This is a genomic window from Halorubrum shenae (assembly GCF_051194165.1).
GTDB lineage: Archaea > Halobacteriota > Halobacteria > Halobacteriales > Haloferacaceae > Halorubrum.
In genome coordinates this window covers 250,486-273,267 of record NZ_JBLZNI010000001.1, presented here as the reverse complement: position 1 = coordinate 273,267, position 22,782 = coordinate 250,486, and the positions used below count along the sequence as shown (strand labels likewise).

At 69.0% G+C, this 22,782-nt stretch carries 25 protein-coding genes and 1 tRNA gene; 12 read left to right on the top strand and 14 right to left on the bottom strand.

Features of this window, described 5'->3' with window-relative positions; genetic code table 11:
- Nucleotides 1-8: 8 nt before the first annotated feature.
- The gene (locus tag ACNS88_RS01405) at nucleotides 9-578 is read right to left on the bottom strand and encodes a nitrous oxide reductase accessory protein NosL (RefSeq protein WP_435093190.1); all 570 of its coding nucleotides are present in this window, start codon (nucleotides 576-578) and stop codon (nucleotides 9-11) included.
- Nucleotides 579-683: 105 nt separating this feature from the next.
- Here ACNS88_RS01405 and ACNS88_RS01400 point away from each other — a divergent pair, with 105 nt between their 5' ends.
- The 3 genes from ACNS88_RS01400 to ACNS88_RS01390 are packed head-to-tail and all read left to right on the top strand — an operon-like array spanning nucleotide 684 to nucleotide 4,550.
- Nucleotides 684-2,843: a NosD domain-containing protein gene (locus ACNS88_RS01400; RefSeq protein WP_435093189.1), complete on the top strand. Its 2,160-nt coding sequence runs from the start codon at nucleotides 684-686 to the stop codon at nucleotides 2,841-2,843.
- Nucleotides 2,836-3,687: an ABC transporter ATP-binding protein gene (locus tag ACNS88_RS01395; RefSeq protein ID WP_435093188.1), complete on the top strand. Its 852-nt coding sequence runs from the start codon at nucleotides 2,836-2,838 to the stop codon at nucleotides 3,685-3,687. The genes ACNS88_RS01400 and ACNS88_RS01395 overlap by 8 nt, the downstream gene beginning before the upstream one ends.
- Nucleotides 3,684-4,550 carry a copper ABC transporter permease gene (locus tag ACNS88_RS01390; RefSeq protein ID WP_435093186.1) on the top strand — a complete coding sequence of 289 codons (867 nt, stop codon included), beginning with the start codon at nucleotides 3,684-3,686 and terminating at the stop codon, nucleotides 4,548-4,550. Before ACNS88_RS01395 ends, ACNS88_RS01390 begins: the two co-directional genes overlap by 4 nt.
- A 20-nt stretch (nucleotides 4,551-4,570) precedes the next feature.
- Here ACNS88_RS01390 and ACNS88_RS01385 read toward each other — a convergent pair whose 3' ends face one another.
- Nucleotides 4,571-4,918, bottom strand: coding sequence for a DUF7471 family protein (locus ACNS88_RS01385; protein WP_435093184.1), 348 nt, complete (start codon nucleotides 4,916-4,918; stop codon nucleotides 4,571-4,573).
- A gap of 114 nt (nucleotides 4,919-5,032) precedes the next feature.
- Between ACNS88_RS01385 and ACNS88_RS01380 the strand changes: the two genes are divergently transcribed.
- The 4 genes from ACNS88_RS01380 to ACNS88_RS01365 all read left to right on the top strand — a co-directional run bounded on the left by ACNS88_RS01380 (nucleotide 5,033) and on the right by ACNS88_RS01365 (nucleotide 8,052).
- On the top strand, nucleotides 5,033-5,536 hold the full coding sequence (locus tag ACNS88_RS01380) for a winged helix-turn-helix transcriptional regulator (protein ID WP_435093182.1): 504 nt from the start codon (nucleotides 5,033-5,035) through the stop codon (nucleotides 5,534-5,536).
- Between the two features lie 106 nt (nucleotides 5,537-5,642).
- Nucleotides 5,643-6,539, top strand: a complete 897-nt coding sequence (locus ACNS88_RS01375; protein WP_435093180.1) for a sulfite exporter TauE/SafE family protein — start codon at nucleotides 5,643-5,645, stop codon at nucleotides 6,537-6,539.
- A 75-nt stretch (nucleotides 6,540-6,614) separates the two neighbouring features.
- A complete protein-coding gene (locus ACNS88_RS01370) occupies nucleotides 6,615-7,301 on the top strand; it encodes an SCO family protein (protein WP_435093178.1) in 687 nt (228 codons plus the stop codon).
- A gap of 85 nt (nucleotides 7,302-7,386) precedes the next feature.
- The gene (locus tag ACNS88_RS01365; protein WP_435093176.1) at nucleotides 7,387-8,052 is read left to right on the top strand and encodes a DJ-1/PfpI family protein; all 666 of its coding nucleotides are present in this window, start codon (nucleotides 7,387-7,389) and stop codon (nucleotides 8,050-8,052) included.
- 39 nt (nucleotides 8,053-8,091) lie between these two features.
- On the opposite strand, the gene ACNS88_RS01360 is transcribed toward ACNS88_RS01365, so the two are convergent.
- Nucleotides 8,092-8,571: a universal stress protein gene (locus tag ACNS88_RS01360; protein ID WP_435093173.1), complete on the bottom strand. Its 480-nt coding sequence runs from the start codon at nucleotides 8,569-8,571 to the stop codon at nucleotides 8,092-8,094.
- Between the two features lie 147 nt (nucleotides 8,572-8,718).
- On the opposite strand from ACNS88_RS01360, the gene ACNS88_RS01355 reads away from it, so the two are divergent.
- Both ACNS88_RS01355 and ACNS88_RS01350 read left to right on the top strand, forming a co-directional pair.
- On the top strand, nucleotides 8,719-8,967 hold the full coding sequence (locus tag ACNS88_RS01355) for an antitoxin VapB family protein (protein ID WP_435093163.1): 249 nt from the start codon (nucleotides 8,719-8,721) through the stop codon (nucleotides 8,965-8,967).
- A complete protein-coding gene (locus ACNS88_RS01350) occupies nucleotides 8,957-9,349 on the top strand; it encodes a type II toxin-antitoxin system VapC family toxin (protein ID WP_435093162.1) in 393 nt (130 codons plus the stop codon). The genes ACNS88_RS01355 and ACNS88_RS01350 overlap by 11 nt, the downstream gene beginning before the upstream one ends.
- A gap of 132 nt (nucleotides 9,350-9,481) precedes the next feature.
- Here ACNS88_RS01350 and ACNS88_RS01345 read toward each other — a convergent pair.
- Nucleotides 9,482-9,555, bottom strand: a tRNA-Tyr gene (locus ACNS88_RS01345).
- 140 nt (nucleotides 9,556-9,695) lie between these two features.
- Between ACNS88_RS01345 and ACNS88_RS01340 the strand changes: the two genes are divergently transcribed.
- The gene (locus ACNS88_RS01340; RefSeq protein ID WP_435093160.1) at nucleotides 9,696-10,616 is read left to right on the top strand and encodes a hypothetical protein; all 921 of its coding nucleotides are present in this window, start codon (nucleotides 9,696-9,698) and stop codon (nucleotides 10,614-10,616) included.
- A 137-nt stretch (nucleotides 10,617-10,753) separates the two neighbouring features.
- Here the strand turns inward: ACNS88_RS01340 and ACNS88_RS01335 are convergent, their stop codons facing one another.
- The 7 genes from ACNS88_RS01335 to ACNS88_RS01305 all read right to left on the bottom strand — a co-directional run bounded on the left by ACNS88_RS01335 (nucleotide 10,754) and on the right by ACNS88_RS01305 (nucleotide 17,942).
- Nucleotides 10,754-11,986 (bottom strand): FAD-dependent oxidoreductase, encoded by a 1,233-nt coding sequence (locus tag ACNS88_RS01335; protein WP_435093158.1) that lies wholly within the window; start codon nucleotides 11,984-11,986, stop codon nucleotides 10,754-10,756.
- Nucleotides 11,987-12,172: 186 nt separating this feature from the next.
- Nucleotides 12,173-12,406, bottom strand: coding sequence for a YgaP family membrane protein (locus ACNS88_RS01330; RefSeq protein WP_435093156.1), 234 nt, complete (start codon nucleotides 12,404-12,406; stop codon nucleotides 12,173-12,175).
- 206 nt (nucleotides 12,407-12,612) lie between these two features.
- Nucleotides 12,613-13,485: a sulfurtransferase gene (locus ACNS88_RS01325; protein ID WP_435093154.1), complete on the bottom strand. Its 873-nt coding sequence runs from the start codon at nucleotides 13,483-13,485 to the stop codon at nucleotides 12,613-12,615.
- Between the two features lie 138 nt (nucleotides 13,486-13,623).
- A complete protein-coding gene (locus tag ACNS88_RS01320) occupies nucleotides 13,624-14,049 on the bottom strand; it encodes a universal stress protein (protein WP_435093152.1) in 426 nt (141 codons plus the stop codon).
- 88 nt (nucleotides 14,050-14,137) lie between these two features.
- Nucleotides 14,138-14,668, bottom strand: a complete 531-nt coding sequence (locus ACNS88_RS01315; protein WP_435093150.1) for a GNAT family N-acetyltransferase — start codon at nucleotides 14,666-14,668, stop codon at nucleotides 14,138-14,140.
- Nucleotides 14,665-15,936, bottom strand: coding sequence for an ornithine cyclodeaminase, nickel-pincer nucleotide-dependent (locus ACNS88_RS01310; RefSeq protein WP_435093148.1), 1,272 nt, complete (start codon nucleotides 15,934-15,936; stop codon nucleotides 14,665-14,667). Before ACNS88_RS01310 ends, ACNS88_RS01315 begins: the two co-directional genes overlap by 4 nt.
- Nucleotides 15,937-16,070: 134 nt before the next feature.
- Nucleotides 16,071-17,942 carry a site-2 protease family protein gene (locus tag ACNS88_RS01305; RefSeq protein WP_435093146.1) on the bottom strand — a complete coding sequence of 624 codons (1,872 nt, stop codon included), beginning with the start codon at nucleotides 17,940-17,942 and terminating at the stop codon, nucleotides 16,071-16,073.
- A 127-nt stretch (nucleotides 17,943-18,069) separates the two neighbouring features.
- Here ACNS88_RS01305 and ACNS88_RS01300 point away from each other — a divergent pair, with 127 nt between their 5' ends.
- A complete protein-coding gene (locus ACNS88_RS01300) occupies nucleotides 18,070-18,309 on the top strand; it encodes a DUF8024 family protein (protein ID WP_435093143.1) in 240 nt (79 codons plus the stop codon).
- A gap of 36 nt (nucleotides 18,310-18,345) precedes the next feature.
- Here the strand turns inward: ACNS88_RS01300 and ACNS88_RS01295 are convergent, their stop codons facing one another.
- The 3 genes from ACNS88_RS01295 to ACNS88_RS01285 all read right to left on the bottom strand — a co-directional run bounded on the left by ACNS88_RS01295 (nucleotide 18,346) and on the right by ACNS88_RS01285 (nucleotide 21,904).
- The gene (locus ACNS88_RS01295) at nucleotides 18,346-20,004 is read right to left on the bottom strand and encodes a methyl-accepting chemotaxis protein (RefSeq protein WP_435093639.1); all 1,659 of its coding nucleotides are present in this window, start codon (nucleotides 20,002-20,004) and stop codon (nucleotides 18,346-18,348) included.
- A 158-nt stretch (nucleotides 20,005-20,162) separates the two neighbouring features.
- Nucleotides 20,163-21,146, bottom strand: coding sequence for a 5,10-methylenetetrahydromethanopterin reductase (locus ACNS88_RS01290; RefSeq protein ID WP_435093140.1), 984 nt, complete (start codon nucleotides 21,144-21,146; stop codon nucleotides 20,163-20,165).
- A 2-nt stretch (nucleotides 21,147-21,148) separates the two neighbouring features.
- The gene (locus ACNS88_RS01285; RefSeq protein ID WP_435093138.1) at nucleotides 21,149-21,904 is read right to left on the bottom strand and encodes a coenzyme F420-0:L-glutamate ligase; all 756 of its coding nucleotides are present in this window, start codon (nucleotides 21,902-21,904) and stop codon (nucleotides 21,149-21,151) included.
- 344 nt (nucleotides 21,905-22,248) lie between these two features.
- Between ACNS88_RS01285 and ACNS88_RS01280 the strand changes: the two genes are divergently transcribed.
- On the top strand, nucleotides 22,249-22,752 hold the full coding sequence (locus ACNS88_RS01280; RefSeq protein WP_435093136.1) for a DUF367 family protein: 504 nt from the start codon (nucleotides 22,249-22,251) through the stop codon (nucleotides 22,750-22,752).
- The last annotated feature ends 30 nt before the right edge of the window (nucleotides 22,753-22,782 follow it).

Here is a 22,782-nt window from a genome sequence, read left to right as displayed (position 1 = left end):
GCCTTTGTTTATAAGGCTTCGAGCGTCGACCGCTCGACGTCCTCGGCGGGCATCGACTCGCCGCCGTACTCCTCGACGAACGACGCCACGTCGTCGTCCTCGCTGAACGGGATCAGCTCGGGGCCCATGGCGCCGACGACCTCGCTGCGCGCGACGACGGTGAGGTCTGTCGTCCGCGCGAACGCGTCGCTCTCGACGTGCGAGGAGAACTGGGTGTCGCCGCCCTCGGTGAACACCTCGTAGTCGACCGCCGAGTAGTCGGTGAGGAACGTCGCCAGGGGGGTCCGCCCCTCGTCCTCGGCGTCGAACCGGTAGGTGTAGGTGCAGGTGCTGCTGCAGAACTGCCCCGGCCGCCCGCCTTCCGGCTCGTCGTCCTCGAAGTGGATCTGCCCGACCGGCCCGGGGTGGTCCCCGACGATCATGCCGCACTGGTCGCAGGCCCGCTCGCCGTCGATCGAGACCGGCGTGATCGACGCACTCTCGTCGTCCGTGCAGCCGGCGGCCGCGAGGGAGAGCCCCGCGGCGACGCCGCCGAGCAGTCGTCGACGCGACACCGACAGACGCTGGTGTTCGGTCATGGATGATAGTTGCGGAACGACGGTATTAGGCCCTCTGGACCGATTCAGGCCGTCGTTCGAGGAACGAACCAGATCGGATAAAGCCCCAGCGAGAGAAGGCCTTTTGTGGCAGTGTTCGACCCCTACGGCGATCCGTCTCGGGCGCTTCAGATTGCGCTCGTCGCGCTCCTCCTCGTCGCCGCCGTCGCGACGATCGGAGCGTTCGCCGCGGATCCCGAGGCGGCAGCGCCGTCGCCGGTCGCCTACGACGACGTGGTCGAACTCGGGCTCTCCTCCGAGACGGACGCGCTGATGGCGGGGTCGGCGCGGGTCCCGCGGACGCAGGTCTTCTACTCGCAGCTCCAGTACGTCGTCGGGTACAACGGCGTCGAGTCGTTCACGGCGACGCTCAACGACGGGCGGACCGAACACCAGTTCGGCTACCCGATCGCCGCTTACGTCGAGACGTTCGACGACGCCCGACCGGGGACGACAGAGACCGGGCTGTTCGAGTCGGAACGACTCGGCGAGTGGGTGCCGGCGGCGGAGGCGGTCTACGTCGTCGGGAGCGACGCTCGGAGCCCGGCGGGCGAGACGGTCGTCCCGTTCCGCGAGCGGGACGCCGCCGAGGCGTTCGTCGCGGACCACGGCGGGCGGGTCGTCGACTGGGAGGCGGTCCGGAGCGCGTCGTTCGACACCGACTCGGCGGCGACGGTGCGCTCGATGGCCCCCGAGCGATGGGACGCAGCCGACGATCGGATCGCGGCCGCCGAGCGCCGGGCCGACCGCCCGGTCTCGGTCGTCGTCGGAGAGGACGCCCCGACGATCGAGGCGGCGATCGAAGCCGCGCCGCCGAACACGACCGTCGTCGTCCCGTCGGGGACCTACGAGGAGACGCTGACTGTGGACGAGTCGGTCACGATCGCCGGCGAGGACGCGCGGATCAGCGGCGACGGGAACGGCTCCGTGATCACGGTGCGCGCGTCGGACGTGGCGCTCACCGGGCTCTCGATCGACGGGAGCGGGGGACAGACCCGCGACCCGGAAGCGGCGCGCGAGGGGCGCGCGAGCGACGGTGAGGACAGCGGCTCGGGCGACGGCGAGCCGTGGGACACCAACATCCAGCTCGGCTACGGCCACGGCGACGCGGGGATCCACGCGATCGACGCGCCGGGACTCGTCGTCGACGACGTGACGATCGTGGCGAACGCGAGCGGCCTGCTCCTCCGGGAGGGCTCTCACGCGGTCGTCCGGGACCTCCGCGTCAACGGGGCGGACAGCTGGCAGGACGGATTCATGGGGATCGCCGGAATGAACTCGCGGGTGACGGTGACCGACAGCGCGTTCGAGGGCGGTCGCGACGGGATCTACCTCCACCGCGCCGACGGCTCGGTCGTCCGGAACTCGACGTTCACGGACAACCGGTACGGGACGCACCTCATGTACACGGGCGACGCGCTGATCGCCGACAACGCATTTAAAAACGAGCTGTTCGGCGGGGTCACGGTGATGACGCGCCCGTCGGGTAACGCGATCGTCGGTAACGACGTGCGGAATTCGAGCGCCGGGATTCAGGCTTCGGGCACCCGAGCCTACATCGGATACAACACCCTCGTCGGCAACAGACTCGGCTTCTCGACCAGCTCCCGCGGGTCGCTGTACGAGCGCAACGTGGCCGCGAACAACGAGCTGGGCGCGCGAGCGACCACGGTCGTCCCGTCGAGCCGAGTCGTCGCGAACGACTTCGTCGGCAACGCGGACCACGCGGCCGCCGGGGCGGGCGCACTCCGGGTCTGGGCCGACGGCGAACGCGGGAACTACTGGGAGGGGGCAAACGTCGGCATCCACGAGCCCGGCGAGCGAGCGTACCGGCCGACCGCCCCGGTCGACGCCGCGCTCCACCGCGAGGTCGCCGCGGTCGCCGTGCGCGAGTCGCCCGCGGTCGCCCTCCTCGACCGCCTCCGCGGGACCGTCCCCGGGGCGCGCTCGGGGAGCATCATCGACCCGGCGCCGGCGGCGACGCCGTACTCGCCCGACCGGCTCGACGCCGCGCTCGATCCGGGCGCGGGGCCGGTCCACGCCGACTGGCGCGCGGAACTGGACGGCGGTCGCGAGGGCGAGGACACAGTGGGAGGGACCGGAGACGAGGACGCAGCCATGAACGCACACGATCGGAACGCGACGGCGGACGGTATCGGGCCGAGAGCGCAGCGAACCGACGCGGTGACCGCGCCGACTATCGACGCGGTGACCGCGCCTGCAACGAGGGGGACCAGTGATGCCTGACGAACCCGTCGCGTCCCTCTCCGACGTCACCCGAACGTACGGCGGCGTACCGGTGCTGGAATCGGTGTCGCTCGCAGTCGACCCCGGCCTCACCGCCGTCGTCGGCCCGAACGGCTCCGGGAAGTCGACCCTGCTCCGGGTGCTCGTGGGCGCGACGGAGCCGACCGCGGGCGAGGTTGATCTCCCCGGCGCGACCGGGCCGAAACCGATCGGGTACCTCCCGCAGCGGGTACCGTTTCGCGACGGGTTCACCGCCCGCGAGACGCTCGCGTTCTACGCGCGGCTCGTCGACGACGACCCGGACGCCGCGCTCGATCGGATCGGGCTCGGCGACGCCGGCGAGAGGCGCGTCGAGGCGCTCTCGGGCGGGATGCGTCGCCTCCTCGGCATCGCGCAGGCGGTCCTCGGCGACCCCTCGCTCGTCGTTCTCGACGAGCCGGCGAGCGGCCTCGACCCGGGGATGCGCGAACGCGCGTTTCGCGCGGCGGCCGAGCGGGCCGACGGCGACACCGCGGTCGTGGTCTCCTCGCACGCGCTCGACCTCGTCGACGATCACGCCGACCGAATCGTGATCCTCCGACGCGGGGAGGTCGCCGCCGCGGGACCGCTCGACCGACTGCTCGACGAACACGGTGCCGCCGACGCGAAGGAGCTGTACCGCGTCGTGGTCGGCGAAGCGGCTGCGCTGGCAGGGGACGACACCGAGGCTCCCGACGGGGACGAGAGCGACGGCGAGGACAAGGGAAGCGAGGACGAGGACGGCGACGGAGGCGACTCTGACGACGGAAGCGAGAGCGACGACGACGAGCCAGCGGTCCACGTCACGGGGGTCTCGGACCGATGAGCGGCTCCCTCACCGGCGTCGCGACCGTGTTTCGGCGCGAACTAGCGACAGTGGTCCGGACCCCGGGCTACGGCGTGCTGGCGGTCGGACTGCTCGTCGCCGTCGGCGGCCTCCTCGCGGCGGGCGGCGGGGGCGCGACCGGGTTCGTGCCGGCGGTCGTCGACCTCCTGCTCCCGACGGAGGCGCTCGTCCCGATCGTCGCGGTGGTGTTGGGCTACCGCGCGCTACTCGCCGACGGCGCGAGCGGGGAACTCGCGGTGATCCGGACGTATCCGGTCCGTATCGGCGAGTACGTCGTCGGCGTGTTGCTGGCGCGGACGGTCGCGTTCGTGGGCGTCGTGGGCGTCCCGTACGCCCTGGTCGGCGTCGGCGTCTGGCTGACCGCCGCGCCGGACACGGGGATCTTCGCGACCCACGCCGGGATCGACTCCCCGTTTTTATACCTCCGGTTCCTCGCGTTCGTCCTCCTCTTCGGGGCGGCGTACGTGTCGCTCGCGGCGGCCGTCTCGGCGCTTGCCGCGAGCCGCCGGAGCGCGATCGCGCTCGGGGTCCTCGCGCTGGTCGCCGGCGTGCTCGGCGGCGACCTCCTCCTGCTCCGCTCGCTCGGCTCCGGGGCGTCGCCGGCGACGATCCCGGGATCGCTCGCCATGACGCCGAACGGGGCGTTTCGCGGGCTCGTCTTCGAGCACGTTATCGGCGTCGCCTTCGCGCCGGAGGGCGGGTTCGTCTCGACGACCCGTGCGCTCGGCTCGCTCGTCGGCTGGACGCTCTTCGGCGCCGTCGTCTCGGGCGCGGCGCTGGCGTACGGGCGTCGCGTCGACGCCGCTATCGAACGCGTCCGGAACGGAATCGGCGATTTATAACGAGAGGGTGATACTCCCGGTCAGTCCGAAGCGGTGTCATCGCCGACGGACCCCGGACTGTACGCGTACACCGCGTAGAGGACGACCGCGGCGATCAGGAAGTCGAAGCTGTGTTCGAGGTAGTGATGGACCGGCATCGGTACGACGCCGAGGACGGTGCCCGCGCCCACGACCGAGCGGGCGAGGAGGGCGCCGACGGCGACGCTTATAAGGGCGTACTGCGCGCTCCGGCGGCGCCGGTACGCGACGAGGCTCACGAGAAAGAGGAGCCCGGTGCCGACGCCGGCGACGATCACGACGGCGAGGAGCGGCAGCGACCCCTCTACGCCCCACCCTCCGACGGTCGCGGTCGCGGGAATCGGAATCACGCTGTCGAGTCGTACTGCGGCGATCGACAAGAATACACTCCCCGACCGCTCTCGCTCGGAGGGAACACGCGCGTATCTTTTAACTACTAATCCGATAGCTCACGATAAGCACCCATGCCGGACACGAGAGCCCGGGTCCGCCGGCACGTCCGCGACACGCCGGGCGTCCACTTCAACCGACTGAGCCGCGACCTCGACATCGCCACCGGACAGGCGCAGTACCACCTCCGCCGGCTCGTCGGCGACGGCGAGATCGCGGTCGAGCGGATCGGCGGGCGCGCCCACTACTTCGACCCGACGTTCGACCCATGGGAGCGCCGGGCGCTCGCCTTCCTTCGGCGGGAGACCCCACGCGGGATCCTCCTCCGACTGCACGCCGACGGGCCGACCCGGCCAACGGAACTCGCAGACGAACTTGACCTCGCGCGTAGCACCGTCTCGTGGCACGTTTCGAACCTCGTTGAGAGCGGAATCGTCGAGAAGTCCGACGGCCGACCGATGCGTCTCTCGCTCGCGCGCCCCGACCGGACCGCGACACTTCTCGATGCGGTGTCGCCATCGCTTCCGGACCGGATCGTCGACCGGTTTATCCGGACCGTCGACAGCCTGTTCGAGTGAGCGGGTCGCGCTCGCTGGCCGGCTCCTCCGCTCGCTGACTCGTCCTCTTGCCCCGTTCGTCGATCGCACCAGATCCGTTAGGGTCGCCGCGGGCGATCGATCTGCCATGCGCGAACTGGGGGACGTCGACGCGCTCGACGCGCTGTCGTTCGTCCCCGCGACGGCGACGTGCGAGCCGAGCGGCTCGATCTACTCCGCCGACCCGCTGAGCCTCGGCGTGTTCCTGCTCGTCGGGCTCCTCGGCGGCGCCCACTGTCTCGGAATGTGCGGCCCGCTGGTCTCGACGTACACCGACCGGATGCGGGCCGCCGGCGGTGGCGGCGGTGAGGGCGGTGACGGCGGACGGAAGAGGGCCGCGCGGGCCGGCGGACGCGACGACCTCACCGTACGACAGGTGCGGCAACACGCGCTGTTCAACCTCGGTCGCACGGCGAGCTACGCCGCGATCGGCGGGCTGTTCGGGCTCGCGGGGAGCCTCGCGTTCGTCACCGGTCAGACGGTGACGACCGTCGCCGACGAGGTCCACGCGCTCACGGGGCTGGTCGTCGGGGCGGTCGTCATCGCGATCGGCGTCCGGTACGCGCTTCGACTGGAGTTGCAGCGGATCCCCGTTCCCGGGATCGAGGTCGCCTCGGGGGTCGTCACCCGGCGGATCGTTCCCCGGGTCGACGCATGGGTCGGCGACTGGCGGATCGTCGGGCTCGGCGCCGCGCACGGGCTCTTGCCGTGTCCGCTGCTGTACCCGGCGTTCCTGTACGCGTTCGTGCAGGGGAGCGCGCTCGGCGGCGCGGCCGCGCTCGCCGCGCTCGGGCTCGGCACCGTGCCGGCGCTGTTCCTCTTCGGAACCGTGTTCGGGTCCGTGAGCGTCGATACCCGAATGCGGCTCCACCGCGCGCTCGGTGTCGCCTTCGTCGCGCTCGGGTACATTCCGCTCCAGCACGGCCTCGCGACGCTCGGAGTCCCGCTGCCGCACCCGCCGATCCCGTACTACTCGCCTTTATAAACTACCGGCTTGCGGGGCGCGTCGTTCGACGCCCGCACCAGACCGGTTATGCGTCCGTGCGCCGTCGATTTGGGTATGCGACGACGAGCGCTGCTCGGCGGAATCGCCGCGGCGACGACCGGCGGGACAGCCGGGTGTACGTCGGTGCTCGGCGGTCAGCCCGAGGGGGTCGTTCTCGGTCCGCAGGAAGACCAGATCGCGGACAGCGAGGACCTCGCGTATCCCGCGTACGGCGAGCCGCTGCCGCCGTTCGAACTCCGGGACCCGATCGCCGGGATCACCATCGACAGCGAGGCCATCGACCGGACCGCAATCGTGACCGGGGTCTTCACCTTCTGTCCTGTGGAGTGCGGAATCCTCCTCCGGCGACTCGTCGAGGTCCAACGGCGCGTCGCCGACGCGGGACTGACCGACGAGACGTTGTTCCTCCCGATCACGTTCGACCCCGAGCGCGACGACGAGGCGGCGCTGCGCGACAACGCCGAGATGATCGGTGTCGACCTCGACGCCGGCAACTGGCACTACCTCCGCCCGGAGAGCCCGGAGCGAGCGAAAGCGGTCGTGGAAGACCGACTCGGAATCGGGTTCCAGCGGGAGACTGAAAGCGCCCGGCTGCAGGGGTACGACTTCACGCACATCGTCCTTACCCTACTCGTCAACCCCGACGGTGTCGTTGAGCGCGCGTACCGAGGCGAACGGATCGACCGCGACCGCGTCGTCAGCGACATCGAGGCAGTCGCCGAGGCGTTCGCCGACGAGTGAGTCACGAGAGTTACGCACCGTCGCTGGGGGAACGCACCGTCGCCAGGGGAACAGACATCACGACCGAGCGCGTACGCCCTCGGCAGTGAACATCGACATTCTGCTGTACGAGGGGTTCGACGAACTCGACGCGATCGGCCCGTACGAGGTGTTCGACTACGCGTTGAGCGACGCCGAGACGGCGGGGAACGGCGGCCCGGGCGACGACACGGAGTCGCCCGACCGGTCCGGACGCGTCCGGTACGTCACGCTCGACGAGCGCGAGTCGCTGACCGCGAGCCACGGAACCCGAGTCGGCGTCGACGGCGCGCTGCCCGACCCGGACGCTGACGAAGCGCCCGATTTACTCGTCGTCCCCGGCGGCGGCTGGACCGCGCGCGATGGGGACGCGAGCGCGTGGGCGGAAGCGAAGACGGGAGACGTGCCGCGCGCGCTCAGCGAGTATCACGCCGCCGGCGTCCGGATCGCCGCGGTCTGTACCGGCGCGATGTTGCTCGCGGAAGCCGGGCTCACCGACGGGCGGCGCGCAGTCACCCACGCCTCGGCGATCGCCGAGCTCCGCGGGTCGGGCGCGACGGTCGTCGACGCGCGGGTCGTCGACGACGGCGACATCCTCACCGCGGGCGGAGTGACGTCCGGGCTCGACCTGGCGCTGTATCTCGTCGAGCGGGAGTTCGGCGAGGCGGTCGCCGACCGCGTCGCGACCGTCATCGAGTACGAGCGTCGGTGCGAAATCGCTCGAAACGGGTGAACAGGTCGCGACGATCCGGGTTCGACCGGCGTCGACCGGTCAGTTGCGAGCTCCGTCGTTGGGAATGGGCGCGGCGTCGTCGGCGCTCTCGGTGGGCTCTGCGGTCTTGGTGTCACCGTCGGCGTCGACCGTGATCACGGTACAGTCCAGTTCGTCGCGGAGGTACGTGTCGATGTCGGGGTCCGAGAGCAGCTTCTGGACCATGCGCCGCCACCGTCCGGCCTGCTTCGAGCCGATGACGGCAACGTCGGCGTCCTCCGCGACGATCTCCTCCAGAATGGTCTCCTCGACGAGGAACCCCCGGCGGACGACGTAGCGCGCGCGGTCGAGCCGGCCGATTCGCTCTTCGACGGCGCGTTTCAGATCGCTGCGGGAGACGCCGCCCGAGTTCTGATACAGGTCCACGTGGAGGATCGTGAGGTCGGCGTCGCGCTCCTCGGCGACACGGACGGCCTCCCGCAGCGTCGCCTCGGAGTGCGACGACGGCGGGAACCGAACCGGGACCACAACGAGAGTCATGTCCGAACGGTTGCATGCGGGGGGTGAATACGCTGTCGGTGCGAATACTCGTGGTGAGAATTGAGGGGTCGGTCTTTAGGTGGTGAGAGGGGGTGTGATCGGCGGTCTGGAGGAACGTTCAAGAGGATACGTATACGACGTATACATATGAGTACTCGCAATGTTCGGCTCGACGAAGACGTATACGAGCGCATCAGAAGCGAGAAGCGAGCGGACGAGACGTTCTCCGAAGCCGTCGAGCGGCTCATCGGCGGGGCGTCGCTGCTCGATCTGGCCGGGATTCTGAGCGACGACGAGGCAGACGAGTTTCGGCGCGCGATCGACGAATCCAACGAAGCCGGCACGCGAGAGATCGACGAATTAGTCGACCGGTTTGACGGTGACGATGATACTTGATTCGTCGTTTCTCATCGATCTGATGAACGGCGATGACGGGGCGGTCGAAGCCGCGACAGAAATCGAGCGCAGCAACGTCTCTCAGAAGATACCCACGCAGGTCGTTTACGAGCTCTACGTCGGTGTCGGGTACTCGGAGAATGCGTTTCGGGAACTCGAAAGCATTCGGTCTGTACTACAGTCGCGCCCCGTCATCGACTTCACCGAAGACATTGCGAAACGCGCCGGGAGGATCGACGGGCAGCTCCGCCGTGAGGGGAGCCGCATCGGACAGGGTGACATCAAGATCGCAGCGACCGCGATACGGCATGGCGAACCGGTGATCACCGGAAACCCGAACGATTTCAGCCGGATTCCTGACGTGGAAGTTCGCGAGTACTGAGTCACCGAGACAGTCCGGGCGTGCGGCTCGCTTCGCTCGCCGGTCCGGGCTATGACTCGTCTGCTCAATACGGGTCGGCCGTCCCTCACAATCAACACCCGTTCGCTGCCGCTCACGGGTGTTGAGGTTCAGTCCGCCCTCCCCGAATTGAACGGGGGACAAGTCGATCTACAGTCGACTGCTCTACCAGGCTGAGCTAAGGGCGGTTACCGTATTCTACCCGCCGGATCCGACTTAAGGGTTCTCTTTCGGGAGCAGTGTGATCCGTCGTACCGCGGACGGCTCGGGACCCCGCGCCGCTCCCGCTCCGCGCGGTTTTTAAGTCGCTCGCGGCGGGAGCGAGAGTATGGCTGATGGCGACGATCGACAGGCGACGTTCGGGTCGGACGGGAGCTTGGAGACCGATACGACGCCGGACGCGACCGGCGAGAACGACTTCGGCGACGAGAAGGAGCCCAACGAGACAGACGGGGGGTACAGCCGGTACGTCGTCTCCAGCCTCCTCCAGAAGGCGGTGCGCCGCTCCGACGAGGAGGTCGCCGCGTGGGCCGCCTGGGAGCTGGCCCGCTCCGGCTACGCGTGGAACCTCTGGGACCGCCTCAACCTCTACGTCGTCGAAGACCTCCGAGCCGGCAGCGACGTGGCCCTCGCGATCGAGCGCTACGAGGAACTCGCCACCGAGCGCTGGGAGCCCGCCGAGTGGAAAGGCCGGCTCTGCGCGATCCACGCTGCGCTGACGGCGGCCCGCGCGCGCTCGACCCGCGAGGCCTCGAACGCCGACGCCTACTTCTCCGCCGTCGCCGAGGTTCGCGCCGAGGCCCGCGAGCGCGGCGAGGAGCCCGCCCACGACTTCCCCGTGGGCGACCTCGAACCGGAGGGGACGTTCGACGCCGTCTTCGACGGTCACACCGGCGAGGGCGCGCGCCGCGACCGCGGCACGCGCTTTTTCAAGACCCACGGCGCTCGGGTCGGTCCGGAGGGCGAAGACGAGCAGAGCGCCCGCTGGCAGCGCCTCGCCATGCTTCTCGACGACGAGACCGACTACTCGCCCGAGGACCTCGACCGCGCCGTCGAGCCGGTGGAGTCCGAAGATCCGTGGGGCGAACGGCCGACGGAACAGGGGGACGACGACACACGGGAGAGCAGGAATGGTGTCGATATCGATGACGCCGAAGACAGCGACGACGCCGACGACAGCAACGACAGCGACGACGCCAACGACAACGATTCCGATCGAACCGGCTCGCTCACCGACTTCTCGGAGTAGCTTCGGGCTGCTCGTCGAGTATCGTCGCTTCAATAACCGCTTTTGTCAGCCCTTATGAACGTTCCACCCGTTACGGCTTGTATGGCAGATGTAGTAACGCCCCGTTCGCGGTCGAAGTGGTCTCTTCTCGCGCCCACTCAGTCGTCAGCCGCCGCGTCGACGACACCGGAGTCGGTCGGGTTCGCCCCGCCGTATCTCTCGACGAGCGCGTCGAGTTCGGCTGGATCGTCGGCGCCCGGCAGCCGTTCGTCTGCGGTCCGGCACGGCTCGTCGACGCCGAGTCGCTCGCAGACGCGGTCGCTCATCACTTCGGCCATCTCCCGGTAGGTGGTTAGCTTCCCGCCGACCACGGTGTGGAGGTTTGCCACGCCCTCGTCGGCGTGGTCGATCACGCTGAACCCGCGAGAGATCCCCCGCCGGTCCGACCCGGCCTCCTCGGGCGCGTACAGGGGGCGGACACCCCACCAGGTCCGGACCGTCGGCGCGTCGGCGACGGCGGGGAGCATCGCCGCGCACTCCTCGACCGACCGCTCCACCTCCCAGTCGGCGCGCTCGTACTCGTCGGGGTCGTCGACCGGAACGCTCGTGGTCCCGAGCACGGCCTCCCCCTCGTGGGGGACGACGATGTCGCCGTCGTCGGGGTCGCGACATCGGTTCAACACCGGGTCGAGCCCGTTGTATTCGACGGAGATCATCACGCCGCGGCTCGGCGCCATTCCCACCTCGACGCCGGCCATGTCGGCGATCCGGTCGGCCCACGCCCCCGTCGCGTTGACGACGTGGTCCGGCCGGAGCGTTGCGTCGACGTCGCCGCCGAGACGGACGGCTGACACCGCGCCCTCCGTCGTCTCGATGCCCTCGACCGGCGCGTCAGTGTGAACGGTGGCGCCGTGTCGCTCGGCGTCGGCCGCGTTAGCGGCGACCAGTCTGGACGGGTAGATCACGCCGTCGGGCACCCGAAACGCCTCAGCGACGGCATCGGAGAGCCCGGGGACGACCGCCCGCGCTTCGTCGGCGTCGAGGCGCTCCGTCTCGATCCCGATCTCCTCGCAGGCGTCGATCTTCTCCTCGAAGTAGTCCGGGTCGTCGCCCGCGAGGCGGACGAAGAGCCCGCCCGTCTCGCGGACGCACGCCCCGGCGATCTCCCGGAGCGTCCGATTTTCGCGGATGCACTCCTCGGCGCCGAGCGCGTCGGCCTCAGCGTAGCGGGCGCCGCTGTGGAGCAGCCCGTGCGAGCGGCCGGACGTCCCGCTCCCGAGCCCGCCCCGATCGACGAGGGTCACGTCTACCCCCCGGAGCGCGAGGTCTCGTGCAACGCCCGCACCGGTCGCGCCGCCGCCGATCACGAGGACGGTCGAATCGTTGCTCACGCGCGGTCACCCCGGTCACCGCCGCCGTTCTGATGCCTGTACGCGAGAGCTATCGATCCGCTTGGCAAGCACATGAAAGACGTTACGACCAGCCACACTTGAGGCTGCCGTCGCCGGGGATCCGCTAACTGCCGAAAAAGTTCGTTTGGAACCCTCTATACGCGTTTTTTGGATCTTTCGAGACCCCTATCGCGACCCGCCCGCCGACGCCGGACACGTGTCGACGCCGAGCAGCGAGTAGAGCAGACAAGAGCCCCTCGCGGCGGTCCCGAGCATGAGCAGCGACGCGACACCCAGAACGGGTGCAGCGAGCGCCGGCAGCGACACTGCACCGACGAGAGTCGCGAGGGAGACGGTACCCAGAACCGCTCCGAGAGCCGTTCTGACGAGCTTATCCGTGGATCCGACATTCTGGTTCATACAATACAATACTACACACAACCATAAATACGTTTGTACTCCGTCGTCTCGAAGGCGGACGGGGCTGGCTAGCGACTCTCTCGGTGGAGCCGCTCGACGGGTCTCTCTCCCGCCGGATCGACGCGGAACGGACCGCGGTCGCCGTGCCGGAGCTCGAGCGCGATCACGCGACTACTGCCGAGTCGGTCAGCGAGCGCGGGCGCAGTTCACTCGCCAGTCTCGATCGGCGCGCCGACGAGGTTGCCCCACTCGGTCCACGAGCCGTCGTAGTTACGGACGTCGTCGTAGCCGAGCAGCTCGTGGAGCAGGAACCATTCGATCGACGAGCGCTCGCCGACGCGGCAGTAGGTGATCGTCGACTCGTCGCCGTTGACGCCGGCGTCCGCGTACAGCTCGCGAAGCTCGTCGGCGCTCTTGAACGTGCCGTCCTCGTTCAGCGTGGTCCCGATCGGGACGCTGCTCGCGCCGGGGATGTGGCCACCGCGCTGGGCCGTCTCGTTGAGCCCCTCGGGGGCGATGACCTCGCCGGAGAACTCCTCGGGAGAGCGCACGTCAACCATCGGGAGCCCCTCCTCGATGGCGGTGTCGATGTCGTCTTTATACGCGCGGACGCTCTCGAAGGGACCGCGGGCCTCGTAGTCGCGAGGCGTGAAGTCGGGCTTCTCGGTCGTGAGCGGATAGTCGTTCTCGACCCAGTACCCCTTCCCGCCGTCGATCACGCGCACGTCCTCGTGACCGTAGTACGTGTAGATCCAGTAGCCGAACAGCGCGAACCAGTTGGGAACGCGGCCGCCGCCGTACACGACGACCGTCGTGTCGGCGTCAATCCCGGCTGCGCCGTTTCGCTCCGCGAAGTCCGCCTTCGAGACGATGTCGCGCTCCGTCTCGTCAGTGAAGACCTCGTCCCACTCGAAGTTCAGTGCGCCCGGGATGTGCCCCTCCTCGTAGGGCGTGTAGTCCGAATCGTCGGTGACGGTCGGGTTGTTTATCTCGACGAGCCGGTGGTCGGAGTCGTCGTCCTGAAACGCGTCGAGGTTCGATTCAACCCAGTCCGCCGTGACAAGTACGTCTTCTGTCATCACCCGTTATAGGACCCAAGGCCGCTTTGAAGGACCGGTAATGGCGGTTCTTTCCGGCGCCTGTGACACCCGAAATCGCGGCCGAGGCGTCGAAAACGCGTGTTAGAGCCGACCACAGACTGATTTGCTGTCTGACACCTACCGGATCACCGTCACTGGCACGTCGGCCTTGTCGACGACGCTTTTCGCGACGCTGCCGACGACCTGCTCGCGCTCCTCCGAGAGGCCGCGGTGGCCGACGTAGATGGCGTCGACGGCCTCCTCGGCGGCGTACTCCGTGAGTGCGTCGGCGGGGCGACCGGTGAGGAGCTGGGTCTGCACGTCGATCGGCTCGTCGCCGACCGCCTCCTCGGCGACCGACCGAGCGTTCTCTAAGACGCCCTGTCCCGCCTCGACCGCGGCCTCTTCGCCCGGGAGGATGATCGTCCCGTCGACCAGCTCCGAGTCCGGCGTCAACACGTGGGCGATTTCGAGTGTCTCGTAGAACGCGACGGCCTGTCGCGCCGCGTACCGGACCGCTTCGTCGCTCTCTGTCGATCCGTCGGTTGCAACAAGATAGCTCATACATGGAGATGACACGGGGACCCACATAACTCCTGTCCGGAGTTTCCGGGTCCTGAATGCGCGGGCACCGATCGGCGGCGGATGCGACTCAGCCGTCGAGCGGTCGCGCGATCATCTCGCCCCACGGCTCGAAGCCGTGACGGCCGTAGAAGGCCTTGGCTCGCTCGTTCGCTGAGTCGACGTCGAGCACGATCCGGTCGAGCGGGGGTTCCTGATCGCCGGCGACCGCGACGGCGGCGTCCATCAGCTCGTCGGCGAGGCCGGTCCCGCGGCGTTCGGGCGCGACGTATATCTCGTTGATCACGGCTGCGTCCCAGATCATGGCGAGGCGCTCGGGGAGGACGAAGACGTAGCCGACGACGCGCTCGTCGGCGCTGTCGTCGTCGAGGTCATCGCCCCCATCGACAGCGACCGTCACACACCGCTCGTCGTCGGCGACGCACCGATCCACCCACGCGAGCCACGACTCGCGGTAGTCGTCGGTGAGTTTCGCCTCGTAGGCGGCGCCCTTCTCCTCCCCGCCCGTCGACTCGCCGAGGCCGCGCTCGAAGGCGGTCTTGAGTCGGTACAGCGCGTCGGCGTCGCTCTCGGGGTCGTACGGGCGGACATCGGTGGTCACGCGTCGGCGTCTCCCGCCGTCGACGCGTCATCCCCCTTCAGCACGTACTCCGTGAGCGTCGGGACGAACGTCCCGATGTCGGTGACCATCCCGACCGCCTGTGCCGACCCGCGGTCGAGCAGCTGCGTGACGGTGGCGGGATTGATGTCGACGCAGACGGTCTTCGTCGTCGACGGGAGGCAGTTTCCGACCGCGACGGAGTGGAGCAGCGTCGCGAGCATCAACACAATGTCGGCGTCGTGGGCCTGCTCGCGGATCGCGTCCTGCGCCTCGACCGCGTCGGTGATCGTGTCCGGGAGCGGGCCGTCGTCCCGGATTGAGCCAGCGAGCACCGTGTCGACGTCGTTTTGCACGCACTGGTACATCACGCCCTCGCCGATGATCCCGTCCTCGACGGCGGCCTCGATCCCGCCCGCACGGATGATCTCCGAAATGGTCCAAATGTGGTGTTTGTGGCCCTTCCGCGGATGTTCGAGCGTCTCCACGTCCATCCCGAGTGAGGTCCCGTACAGCGAGCGCTCCAAGTCGTGGGTAGCGAAGCCGTTCCCGGCCGAGAGCGCGTCGACGTAGCCCGCCTCGACCAGCTCGGCGAGGGCGTCACCCGCCCCCGAGTGGATCACCGCGGGTCCCGCGACGACCATCACGTTCCCGCCGGCCTCGGTTACTTCGCGGAGCTCTTCGGCGACCTCGCGGATGGTCGACTCCGAGGGGCGCTCGGCGGAGACGCCGCCCTGCATGAAGCCGAACGCGCCGCCCCCGCTGCGGGGGCGCTCGGGAGGATTTACGCGGATACCGGACTCATCGGTTGCGACGAGGTCCCCCTCCTCGACCGCGTTGAGCACCTTCGTGAACGCTCGGGGACCGCCGTCGGGGCCTCCGTCAGGATCGACGATCAGCGCGCAGTCCATCTCGATCCGCTCGACGTCGATCCACTCGCCGTCATAGAGAACCTCCGTCGGGTGGTTTGTGGTGGAGTAGAAGTCGGGCGGAACGACCTTATCCGCGGGCGCCGCCACGAGCGCCACGTCGGTCGGGTCCTCCAGCACCGCGCCGTTCTGATGGAGTTCGTGGAGGATCGCTTGGAGGGTCTCCGGGTCGTCGGCCGACACCGCCATTCGGCAGTACGACTCCGCCTCCTCGTGGGTCCCCACGTCGAACTGGTCGACATCAAAGGAGCCGTCGAGATCCATCACCGCGCCGAAACAGCGCTGCATTGTCCCGCTGTCGATGATGTGGCCCTCGATCTCGACGGTGCGTGAGTAGCTCATGGGTTACGGTTTCGCCCCGCGAAGAAACCCGTTTCCCATTCCGGCGGACGTCGCGGGGCCCTCGATCAGCCCCCGCTCCGCCCGCGATCCGGCCTCGCTCCGCCCGCGATCCGCCCCCGACCGTTGACCCCGAGCTAGAGCAGTCCGAGCGCCCCGAGGATCTGGTTACCGAAGATCATCATGACCAGCCCGGCGAGCATGACGAGCCCGGAAGAAACCGTGACCGTCCGGACCGCGGCGTGGCGGTCGGAGATCGGCACCCGGCTGACCACCGCCTCGGCGACCATCCGAAGGATTCGACCGCCGTCGAGCGGGAACGCCGGCAGGCAGTTGAACAGCGCGAGCTGGATGTTGATCCACCCGGTCCAGAAGAGCAGGTTCGCGAGGAGGAACGTCCCGCCCCCGAAGGCCGCGAACGCGCCCTCGACCACGTAGAAGTTGGTCATCTCGCCGGTGAACCCCGCGAAGTTGAACGGGAGCCCGAACAGGCTGCCGAGCGGGAGGATGAGCGAGGCGAACACGAGCCCGAGCGGGGACTCAGTGAGCCCGCCGAGCGCGAGCCCGTTGGTCGCGCCCTCACCGCCGTCGCCGCCGAGGAGTTCGAGGTACGCGCCGGCCGGGTACTCCGAGACGCCGAAGTCATCGAGTGCGAGCCCGCTCGATCCCGGGAAGACCGTCACGCCGATAAACCCGCCGTCGCGGGTCGGATGCGGGTCGAGTTCCACGTCGTAGCTGACGCGCTCGTCGTCGGCGTCGTACCCGGCGACCTCGACGGTCGTTCCGGGCTCGCGCTCGCCCAGCACCGACGAGAGCTCGCCGTTGTTTCGGACCCGTTCGCCGTCGAGCGCGACGATCGTCAAGGGTTCGCCCATGGGAGCACCCTCGGCGTTGAGGGGGCCGCCCTCCTGGACGCCGAGGGCGTACGCGCCGATCGGTATCTCGGTCGTCTCGGAGTCGACCGTGGCGTTGGCCGCGCCGTCGGCGTCGACGGTCACCGTCGCGCGCTCGGAGTCGCCGACGGCGTCGAGGAACTGCCCTTCGGTCGCCACTGACTCGCCGTTGACGGACGTGATCGCCACCGGCTCCGACTCGATCGTTAGACCGAGGGGGTTCCCGCCTGCGGAACCGATCACTTGGAGCTGACGCTCCACCTCGACGGTTCGCTCTCCGTCGCCGTCGTCGGCCGTGACACTCACGGTCTCGCCGGCGTCGTCGAGCGCAGCATCGAACTCCTCGGCGGTGTCGACGGGCGTCCCCCCGACTGCAACCAGTCGGTCACCGCCCGCGATATCGGCCGCCGCAGCCGGCGACTCGGGGGTCACCTCGCCGACGGCGTATCCGGGCGCCGGCGCGATAGCGCCGACGACCGGGCCGAAAAGCAGTGCGAAGACGAGCACCGTGAGGACCGTGTTCGCGGTGACACCGGCGGCGAACATCCGGGCGCGGGCGCCGCGTGAGGCCTCCTGTGTCGCCTCTTCGTTCGGCTCGACGAAGGCGCCGACCGGGAGCAGCGTGAAAAAGACGAGCCCCATCGACTCGATATCGATCCCCTCGACGCGACACAGCAGGCCGTGTGCCCCTTCGTGGACGACCATCGCGACCGCGAGTCCGGCGACGATCTCGGGCGCGACCGAGAGGGGGAGAAAGTCGTTCACGCCGGGGATGATGAGGAAGTTCTGCGGCTGCTGGATCGCGGAGGGCTGAGCGGTGCGGATCGCGGAGAGCGCCGACGAGAGGATGAGGAGGAACGACCCCACCATCGCGACGAGCGCGCCGCCCAGTCCGAGGTTCGCGACGGCCCGCCAGAGTCGCCTCGGCGCGGCGAGTCGGTTGAGGAAGGCTCGGCCGCGGAGGGTGCGAAGGGTCAGTACCGGTCCGGAGACGCGAACAGAATCGGGGAGGATCCCGCGGTTCCGAAGCCATATCGCGGCCGCGGAGTACGCGAGGACCCCCGTGAGGACCCACAGAAGCGTGTTCTCGGCGAACAGGTCCATCAGGGCGTTCATGACCGATAGGTCCGTGTCGGTCAGGTGTAAGCCGTTCGGTTGTCGCAACCGGTCGCGGTCCGCTGATCAGCCGCGAGAGACGGCCGCGAACTCAACACCCAAGTACCCCCCGGACCAACTGCCGGCCATGATGGCGCTCACCGACTTCGTTACCCGGCTCGTCACCGATATCGGCCGCTTCGTCGATATCTTCCTGAACGACCTCATCCTCGGCGCCGGCGACCCGGTGTCGGCCCTCCTTGTCGTCGTCGGACAGGCCATACTCATCGCCGCGGTGGCGGTGCTCGGGTACGCCGCGGTCGGCGCCCTCCTCCAGGAGATCGGCGTCACGCTTCCCTCGCTCGGCGGTCGCGGCCCGGCGGAGTAGCGCGTCTCAATCTCGGTTCTGTTTCTTGGTCCTGTTTCAGTCGTCGTCCGCGCTCGCGATCGACGGCGCCGGGCGATCCGCCCTGGACGAGGACACGTGGTCAGTCTCGCCGTTGGGAAGTTCGAACTCGTCGAGCGTCGCGAGCAGTTCGTCCGATTGGTCCGAGAGCGTATGGACCCGACGAGTGACCTCGGAGACCGTCGCGGTCTGTTCCTCGGCCGCGGCGGCGGCGGTCTCCGCTTCGGTCGCGGTCTGCCGGCTGACGGAGGCGATATCGTCGACCATTTCGACGACTCCTTGCGTCGTCCGCGCCTGATCGTCGGTCGCGTCGCTTATTTCCTGGACCGTCGCGTCGACCGTCGTCACGTCCTCGACGACCGCCTCGAACTCCCGGAGCGTCGACTCGATCGTGTCAACGCCGTCCGACACCTGCGACTCCATCTCGTCCACGTCCTCGGCGGTCTCCGCGGACGCCGCCTGCACCTCGTCGATGCGTCCCGAGATCGCGGCGGCCTCCTCGCGGGTCTCCTCGGCGAGCGCCTTCACCTCGTCGGCGACGACCGCGAAGCCGTCGCCGGAGCCGTCGGCCCGCGCCGCCTCGATGGAAGCGTTCAACGCGAGCAGGTTCGTCTCCTCGGCGATCCCGTCGATCACAGAGGCGATCTCGTCGATCTCGCCGATCCGATCGACGAGGTCCTCGACCGCGGTCGCCGTCTCGGAGATGCTGGTTTCGAGCGCCTCGAGCTCCTCGATCGCCTCGGTCGCCTCCTCGCGGCTGGCCTGCCCTCGCTCCGCCGCGTTTCGGGCGGTCGCGGCCGCGTCGTCGGCCGACGCCGCGATCTCCTCGACGGTCGCCGAGAGCGTGTTCATCTCGCCCGAGACCGACTCCAGCTCCTCGGTCTGTTCGGCGGCGCCGTCGCTTATCTCCTGGACGGAGCGCGCGACCTCCTCGCTGGCGTCGTCGACCTCGTCCATACTCGCGCGCACGTCGCCACTCGCGTCTGCGACGTCGTCCGTGAACGACGCGACGTCACCGACGGTCCCGCCGATCGTGGTCACGAGCCGGTTGTAGTTCTCGACAAGTTCGACGTACCGGTCCTCGTCGGTCGCCAGCGCCCCGTCGTCGATCGTCGCTGTCAGATCGCCGTCTCGCGCGCGTCCCGCCGCGTCGCCGAACGCGTCGACGAGCGACTCGAGCTCGGTCGTGTGCGCTTCGAGGTTGGTGGCCATCTCGTCGAGCGAGTCGCCGAACCCGCCCGGTACGTCCTCCTCGAGCACCGGGTCGTCGAACTCCTGTGCAGCGAGGGCCTCCGCCTGCGCGGAGACGGTCCCGAGGTACCGCTGGACCTCGGTGAAGGAGTTCACGAGGTTCCCGATCTCGTCGGGTTGATCGCTGCCGGCGAGGTTCGAACCAGAGTCGTCCGTCGCCCCGACCGCGTCGATCTCTCCCGTAGCGATCGCGTCGGCACCGGTCTCAAGCTGCTGGAGCGGGGCCACGAAGTCGCGCCGCACGATGAGGAGCGTGTTGTAGATCGCGAGGACGGCACCGAGAAACAGGACGGCGGAGAGGACGTACGAGAGCGTCCCGGAGACGACGAACGGCACGAGGAAGATCCCGACGGTGACGAGAAACTGGATCCCGACCGCCGTCACGACCTTGCGCTCTATCGACTCGGAGATACCGAGGCGATCCATCATCTCCCACAGGAGGGCCTCGTACCGCCCGCGGAGCCCCGGGCGCCGCTGTCGTGTCGTCGACATACAGAGGGTTCAACGGAAGCGGCTTATGAAGCTCACCCCGGAGTTATCAGGGGCGATTCTCGGTTCTCGGCCGTTGAGAACGCAGCGGGCGCTTAAAAGAGACCGTCGACGGCATCGGCCGCGAGGTCGACTGCGCCCTCCAAGTCCGGGCCGAGCGGCGACCCGACCACGAGCCCGTCGGCGTGTTCGGCGACGGCGGCCGCGCGCTCGCGGACGGTCTCAGGGCTGCCTGCCATGCAGAACGCGTCGATCATCTCTGGGGTCACACGCTCGAAGGCTGCGGAGAAGTCGCCGGCCGAGACGCGGTCGCCGATATCGCTGGCGGCGGCCGGGTCGATGCCGTGGCGCTTGAGGACGGGCGGGGCCGCGCCCCCGGCGATGAACGCCACCGGCGGGCGGGCGGCCTCGCGGGCGGTCGCCTCGTCCTCGGCGACCGAGACCGCGGCGTACGCGATCAGATCGAAGTCGCCGCGGTGTTCCGGGCGGTCGTCGAGCCCGTCGTCGACCTGCTCGCGGGCCCAGGCGAGGTCCTTCGGGTGCGAGCCGTTGTACAACAGCCCGTCGGCGTGTTTCGCGGCCATCCGGCACATGTGCGGTCCCTCGCCGCCGACGTGGACCGGAATGTCGGCGCCCTGCGGGGGCTCGTAGTTGAGCCCGGCACCCGCGGCGTCGAACGTTCCCTCGTGGTCGACGCGCTCGCCGGCCCAGAGCGTCTGGGCGGTCTTGAACGCCTCCAAGACAGAGCGGAGCCCGCGCTGGTCTTCGAGTCCGAGGTTTCGGAGCGTCGAGGGATCGCCGGGGCCGAGCCCGAAGACGGCGCGCCCCCCAGACAGCTCGTCGAGGGTGGCGACCTTCGAGGCGAGCGTCACGGGATGGGTCTCGTATGGGTTGGCGACGCCCGGACCGAGTCGGACCGAGTCCGTGGCGGTCGCGAGCTGCGAGAGGAACGCCCACGGGTCGCGGTTGTTGTAGTGACACGTCGAGTAGACGGCGTCGTAGCCGGCGTTTTCGGCGCGGACGCCGAGGTCGACGAGGCGGTGCAGGTCGTGTTCGGGGGTGAGTTCGATACCGAGCATGGTTATTCGTCGAATGTCCACTGTCGGAGGGCCTGCCGGACGAAGTCGCCCTCGACCTCGCGGAAGTGATTGTCCGAGCCGTCGTGGTCGCCGAACGCCCAGTCGCGGACGACGACGACCGGGGTGCCGCCGTCGCCCTCGCCGGCGACGAGGTTCGCCGCCGAGGCGAGCTCGTCGATCACGTTCTGGACGGTGACGCCCATCTCGCGGCCGTCGCGGTCGCGCTCGCCGCGCCAGTCGCGACTGGCGGGCATCCCGGCCCAGCCGATCGCGACCCCGCGCTGGCCGTGTCGGAAGGGCCGCCCGCAGGTGTCGCTGACGACGACGCGGTCGGCCGCGATCCCCTCGCGGATCCCCTCTGCGCTCTCGGACGGGTGCTCCGGGAGCAGCAGGAGGTCGCCGTCGGGGACGTTCGACCGATCGATCCCGGCGTTGACGCCGATGTGACCGAAGCGGGTCGCGGTGAGGAGAAACGGCGCCTCCATGATCAGCTCCGACGACTCCTCGATGACGGCCTGCGCGAAGCGCGGGTCCTTCTCCTCGCCGGCGATCGCGGCGAGCCGGTCGGCGACCTCGTTCGCCCGCGGTCCGGCCGGGAAGTCGTCGAGGTCGAACGTGCGCCCCTCCGCTTTGGAGACGACCGTGCTGGCGACAACGACCACGTCGTCCGCGCGGAGGTCGACGCGCTCGTCGATCATGGCCGCCAGATCGTCTCCGCCCCGGATCTCCGGGAGGTCCGGGACCGCGAACAGCTCCATACAATCCAGTGGGCAGCGACGAGGAAAAACCCCGCCGGTACCGGGTCGGTTTGACGGTATCGGCCCTAGGGGTGAGCGGTGGGTTCGCCATCGTCGACGACGATCGCTTATAAACCGAATTGCTGTCGGCGTGTGCCGGTGAGCGCCCCTTGGGCGCGAACCGCGAGGCTGGGGAGGAGTGAGGTGCGGCGCGGTCGCGGTCCGGTGGGATTCAAAGGGGCTGGGGCTTTGGAGGTCCTTGTCGGCGATCCGCTATCAACCATTTATAAGCGATCGACTGGAGCCTTCGCGGCGTTCTCTGACGCTCCGTACACCTTATAAATGAACCCACCAATCTCGTACGTGTGGATCTGCACGTCCGGTACGAGGGCGACGACGACCCCGACAAGTGTACGGCCCGGAAGCTCGCGCGGTTCGACCTCGCGGAGCTGCATCGCTCCGATCGCGCCACGCCGTACGGGATCGTGCTGAATCCCCACGCCGAGCGCGCGCTCTCGCCCGCGGATGCCGACCTCGCCAGCGAGAACGCGCTTGTCGCACTCGACTGCTCGTGGGAGTCAGCGAGCGAGAAGCAGTTCACCCTCCCCGGCGAGCACCGCGCGCTCCCGTACCTCGTCGCCGCCAACCCCGTGAACTTCGGGCGCCCGATGCGACTCACGACCGTCGAGGCGTTCGCGGCCGCGCTCGCGATTCTCGGCGAACTCGACCACGCCGAACGGGTCATGGCGAAGTTCACGTGGGGCGAGACGTTCCTCGACCTCAACGAGGAGCCGCTCCGGCGGTACGCGGACTGCGAGGATTCGTCCGAGATCGTCGCGATCCAGCAGGAGTACCTCGATCGGGGGTAGCTCGGCCCCCGAGTGTGAACGCGGCAAGCC

Excerpts from the sequence above, each read along its gene's own strand:
- ACNS88_RS01390 (WP_435093186.1), top strand. The coding sequence starts at position 3,684 with ATGAGCGGCTCCCTCACCGGCGTCGCGACCGTGTTTCGGCGCGAACTA.
- ACNS88_RS01285 (WP_435093138.1), bottom strand. The coding sequence starts at position 21,904 with ATGGAGCTGTTCGCGGTCCCGGACCTCCCGGAGATCCGGGGCGGAGAC.
- ACNS88_RS01300 (WP_435093143.1), top strand. The coding sequence starts at position 18,070 with ATGATGGCGCTCACCGACTTCGTTACCCGGCTCGTCACCGATATCGGC.
- ACNS88_RS01290 (WP_435093140.1), bottom strand. The coding sequence starts at position 21,146 with ATGCTCGGTATCGAACTCACCCCCGAACACGACCTGCACCGCCTCGTC.
- ACNS88_RS01355 (WP_435093163.1), top strand. The coding sequence starts at position 8,719 with ATGAGTACTCGCAATGTTCGGCTCGACGAAGACGTATACGAGCGCATC.
- ACNS88_RS01370 (WP_435093178.1), top strand. The coding sequence starts at position 6,615 with ATGCGACGACGAGCGCTGCTCGGCGGAATCGCCGCGGCGACGACCGGC.
- ACNS88_RS01325 (WP_435093154.1), bottom strand. The coding sequence starts at position 13,485 with ATGACAGAAGACGTACTTGTCACGGCGGACTGGGTTGAATCGAACCTC.
- ACNS88_RS01310 (WP_435093148.1), bottom strand. The coding sequence starts at position 15,936 with ATGAGCTACTCACGCACCGTCGAGATCGAGGGCCACATCATCGACAGC.
- ACNS88_RS01320 (WP_435093152.1), bottom strand. The coding sequence starts at position 14,049 with ATGAGCTATCTTGTTGCAACCGACGGATCGACAGAGAGCGACGAAGCG.
- ACNS88_RS01395 (WP_435093188.1), top strand. The coding sequence starts at position 2,836 with ATGCCTGACGAACCCGTCGCGTCCCTCTCCGACGTCACCCGAACGTAC.
- ACNS88_RS01350 (WP_435093162.1), top strand. The coding sequence starts at position 8,957 with ATGATACTTGATTCGTCGTTTCTCATCGATCTGATGAACGGCGATGAC.
- ACNS88_RS01305 (WP_435093146.1), bottom strand. The coding sequence starts at position 17,942 with ATGAACGCCCTGATGGACCTGTTCGCCGAGAACACGCTTCTGTGGGTC.
- ACNS88_RS01375 (WP_435093180.1), top strand. The coding sequence starts at position 5,643 with ATGCGCGAACTGGGGGACGTCGACGCGCTCGACGCGCTGTCGTTCGTC.
- ACNS88_RS01380 (WP_435093182.1), top strand. The coding sequence starts at position 5,033 with ATGCCGGACACGAGAGCCCGGGTCCGCCGGCACGTCCGCGACACGCCG.
- ACNS88_RS01340 (WP_435093160.1), top strand. The coding sequence starts at position 9,696 with ATGGCTGATGGCGACGATCGACAGGCGACGTTCGGGTCGGACGGGAGC.
- ACNS88_RS01295 (WP_435093639.1), bottom strand. The coding sequence starts at position 20,004 with ATGGATCGCCTCGGTATCTCCGAGTCGATAGAGCGCAAGGTCGTGACG.
- ACNS88_RS01360 (WP_435093173.1), bottom strand. The coding sequence starts at position 8,571 with ATGACTCTCGTTGTGGTCCCGGTTCGGTTCCCGCCGTCGTCGCACTCC.
- ACNS88_RS01405 (WP_435093190.1), bottom strand. The coding sequence starts at position 578 with ATGACCGAACACCAGCGTCTGTCGGTGTCGCGTCGACGACTGCTCGGC.
- ACNS88_RS01330 (WP_435093156.1), bottom strand. The coding sequence starts at position 12,406 with ATGAACCAGAATGTCGGATCCACGGATAAGCTCGTCAGAACGGCTCTC.